Raw genomic sequence first — 3,264 nt, forward strand, 5'->3', positions numbered from 1 at the left:
GCCGCCAGCGTTCGTCCTGAGCCAGGATCAAACTCTCAATTTAAAAGTTTAATCTTTACTCAATTCAATTGACTGACTTTATATCAACTTCTGTTTAATTTTCAAAGACCATTTCTTTCGCTGCACTCAAACAGCTTATTCAGTATATCAATTTGTTTCTTTTTTGTCAACAACTTTTTTAAAAATCTCATTTTAAATTTTGTTGTCTTGCCGTTGCTCTCTTGCGACGACATGAATTATCTTATCATAAAACTTATATTAATTATTAAAAATATATTACTTGTAATCAAATTATCCAATGTTTTTTAATTTTTGCTTCCTTTTTCTATTATATTTCACTACTGATACACCTGGAAAAGTATATGCTAAAATTTTCATCTAATATTGGGATTAAATTCAAACATTCTTTAATATTTAGAAATTCTCCTCTATAGCAGTATGCCTAATACCTACAACTTAATATAAAAACAATATAAAAACTTATTTATAAATTCAATAAAATGTAAAATATCTTTTTGTTATAATCATAAGTAATTCTATTAATAATTTTATTGATATAATTACTTTTTTTACCGATTATGCTATAATTGTAAATATGTATTAATAATTTACAAAGTAGGTGATATTATTATGTTTAATTTTATGAAACCAAAACAAGATATCGTTGAAAATAAACAAAATATTGTAATAAACCATAATATTTACGAAAAAATTTTCACTATATTTGAGAGTCTAAATTTCGATATTCAACAATTGCTATGGATATCTCAAGATAGTATGAGCACATTTGAAAATTTAGTTAGCATCTGTAAACAAGTAGGTACTTATAGTATCCAGAATAGTTCGAATATACAAGAAATTAATGCAGGAATTAACGAAGTTATGGAAGTTTCCTTAAATTTAAATAATGAAATTTTAAAAGTTGAACAGGATTCTATAAAATCTCTTGATATATTAGATAAAAATAAAGAAACCCTTTCTAATATTAGTAACTACATAATGTACTTAACTAGAGAAATTGACAATGCCTCTAAAAGTAATACTCAATTTCAGCAATCATCAAAAAAAATATATAGTTTTGTAGATTCTATAAAAGAAATTTCAAGTCAAACTAATCTACTAGCCTTAAATGCTTCAATTGAAGCAGCTCGTGCTGGGGAAGCTGGAAAAGGTTTTTCTGTAGTTGCTAATGAAATAAGAACTCTCTCCCAAGAAACTGATAATGCTGTATCACAGATAGAACAAATTGTTAAGGAAATTTTATCTGAAGTTAAAAGTTCTAATAAATCTATTCAGAATTGTGTAACTGAAATAAATAATGTAAAAAAAATATCTTTAGATGCTGCTAATGCTATTTCAGATGTTCAGAATATTGTAAAAAATACTGAACAATCAATGAATGGATTGAAGAATATATCCAACACACAAATGTCAACATCAAATGAAATTCAAACTTCTCTAAATATGGTTGCAGCAGCAGTGGAAGAAACTAATTCTGTAACAGAACAATCTATTAAAATGATAGATATTCAAGGAAATAAAAACAAAGATGTTTTAAACTACTGTTTAAAATTAGTGAATATGGCTGATGATATCCAAAATTATTCTTGTGAATTAAAAAATGAGAATGAAATAATATTTGGGATAAATCCTTTTACATCCCCTGAAAATATAAAAAAGATGTACATGCCAGTTTTAGAAAAAGTCTGTTCTGATATAGGATGTAAGGCTAGAACCATTATTGTTAAAAATTATGATGAGTTAAGTAAAGGTATTAAAAATGGGTTAATTGATGTGGGGTGGTTTTCTCCTTTTGCATATGTAACTGCTCGTAAAAAATTAGGGATAACTCCTATAGTCACTCCTAAAGTTAATGGTAAAGCTACATATAATGGTTTTATAATTACCAAAAAAAATAATAATATAAAAACACTGAAAGATTTAGTTAGTAAAGTTTTCGGATATGTGGATGCTAATAGTGCTTCAGGCTACCTATATTCAAGGCACATATTCAAAAAGAATGGTTTAAATCCTGATAACATTTTTAATAAAGTTCATTTTATGGGGAGTCATGACAATGTTATAAAAGGTGTCTTATCAGGAGAACTTGATGGTGGAGCAACATATAATGAAGCTTTAGAAAACGCTTCCAAAATGGGTATTGATGTTAATAACTTAAATATATTAGCTAAAACAGATGATATTCCTAAAGATGCTTTAGCTGCAAGTCCTAATCTTAATGAAGAAACTTATGATAAATTAAAAACAGCATTTTTATTATTTAAAAACACTACTGATTTTACATCTCCTATAACTGGTTTTATAGAGGCCACTGATGAGAGATATGATATTATTAGACAATTAGATGGCTGATTTAAATATTTACTCACTATCTTATTTTTTTAAAAGCAGAAGTTAATTATAGTTACCTCTGCTTTTTACTCATTGATTAAACTTTTACAAGTTAATTTATTTTAAAATATATAAGTATATTTTTTAATATCTTTTAATAAATACTATTCATATAAAACTGTATTTGTGAGAATGAAATATTATTAGCTTATTTAAATACTATTATTATACTTGTTAAACTAAAGATTCATAATAGCATCAACTGTTGCTTTAGAACCTCCTAAAGGAGCTAACTCAAATCCTATAACTCCCTCATATTTTATATCTGCAAGAGCCTTTATAACGTTTTTGTAATTAACTTCACCTATTCCTGGTTCATTTCTTCCTGGTACATCAGCTATATGTATATAAGCAATGTTGTCTATATTTTCTTTTAGAGTATCGATTATATTCTATTCCATAATTTTCATACGATAAATATCATATAGCACTTTAATATATTTCCAATTTATTTGATTTACAAGTCCAACAAAATCCTTTGTATAAGCTAACGTATTTCCTGTATGATCTACTATTGTATTTAATGCTTCTAACACAAATTCTAAATATCCTTTATTGTAAATTATTAAATCCTTTGAATATATCTAAGCTATAAAGAATATTAATTTTATTAAAATGTATCTAAATAAAATAATATAATAGAAAAATTAAATAACAAGAAGATTAAATTCAAAAAATAAAAATGCACCAAGCATTAGCTTAGTGCATTTACTCTTACCTGGCGACGACCTACTCTTCCACACCGTCTCCAGTGCAGTACCATCGGCGCTTTGAAGCTTAACCTTCGTGTTCGGAATGGGAACGGGTGTTACCTTCAAGCCATAACCACCAGATGCTATAGTTCTCAAAATC

At 26.7% G+C, this 3,264-nt stretch carries 3 protein-coding genes and 1 rRNA gene; 1 reads left to right on the forward strand and 3 read right to left on the reverse strand.

What is annotated here, in order from left to right; translation table 11 throughout:
• Positions 1 to 630: 630 nt before the first annotated feature.
• Positions 631 to 2,373 carry a phosphate/phosphite/phosphonate ABC transporter substrate-binding protein gene (phnD, locus tag OW729_RS19260; protein WP_268063148.1) on the forward strand — a complete coding sequence of 581 codons (1,743 nt, stop codon included), beginning with the start codon at positions 631 to 633 and terminating at the stop codon, positions 2,371 to 2,373.
• A 218-nt stretch (positions 2,374 to 2,591) separates the two neighbouring features.
• Here the strand turns inward: phnD and OW729_RS19530 are convergent, their stop codons facing one another.
• From OW729_RS19530 to rrf, 3 genes are all read right to left on the reverse strand, one after another.
• Positions 2,592 to 2,801 (reverse strand): TIM barrel protein, encoded by a 210-nt coding sequence (locus tag OW729_RS19530; protein WP_407647716.1) that lies wholly within the window; start codon positions 2,799 to 2,801, stop codon positions 2,592 to 2,594.
• A gap of 3 nt (positions 2,802 to 2,804) precedes the next feature.
• Positions 2,805 to 2,948 carry a hypothetical protein gene (locus OW729_RS19265; protein WP_268063149.1) on the reverse strand — a complete coding sequence of 48 codons (144 nt, stop codon included), beginning with the start codon at positions 2,946 to 2,948 and terminating at the stop codon, positions 2,805 to 2,807.
• A 180-nt stretch (positions 2,949 to 3,128) separates the two neighbouring features.
• Positions 3,129 to 3,245: ribosomal RNA gene (gene rrf, locus OW729_RS19270) — 5S ribosomal RNA — on the reverse strand.
• Positions 3,246 to 3,264 lie beyond the last annotated feature (19 nt).

The sequence above is a fragment of the Clostridium brassicae genome, from assembly GCF_026738875.1.
GTDB lineage: Bacteria > Bacillota > Clostridia > Clostridiales > Clostridiaceae > Clostridium_H > Clostridium_H brassicae.

Bases quoted from the DNA above. Each gene is read 5' to 3' on its own strand.
- phnD (WP_268063148.1), top strand. From the start codon at position 631: ATGTTTAATTTTATGAAACCAAAACAAGATATCGTTGAAAATAAACAA.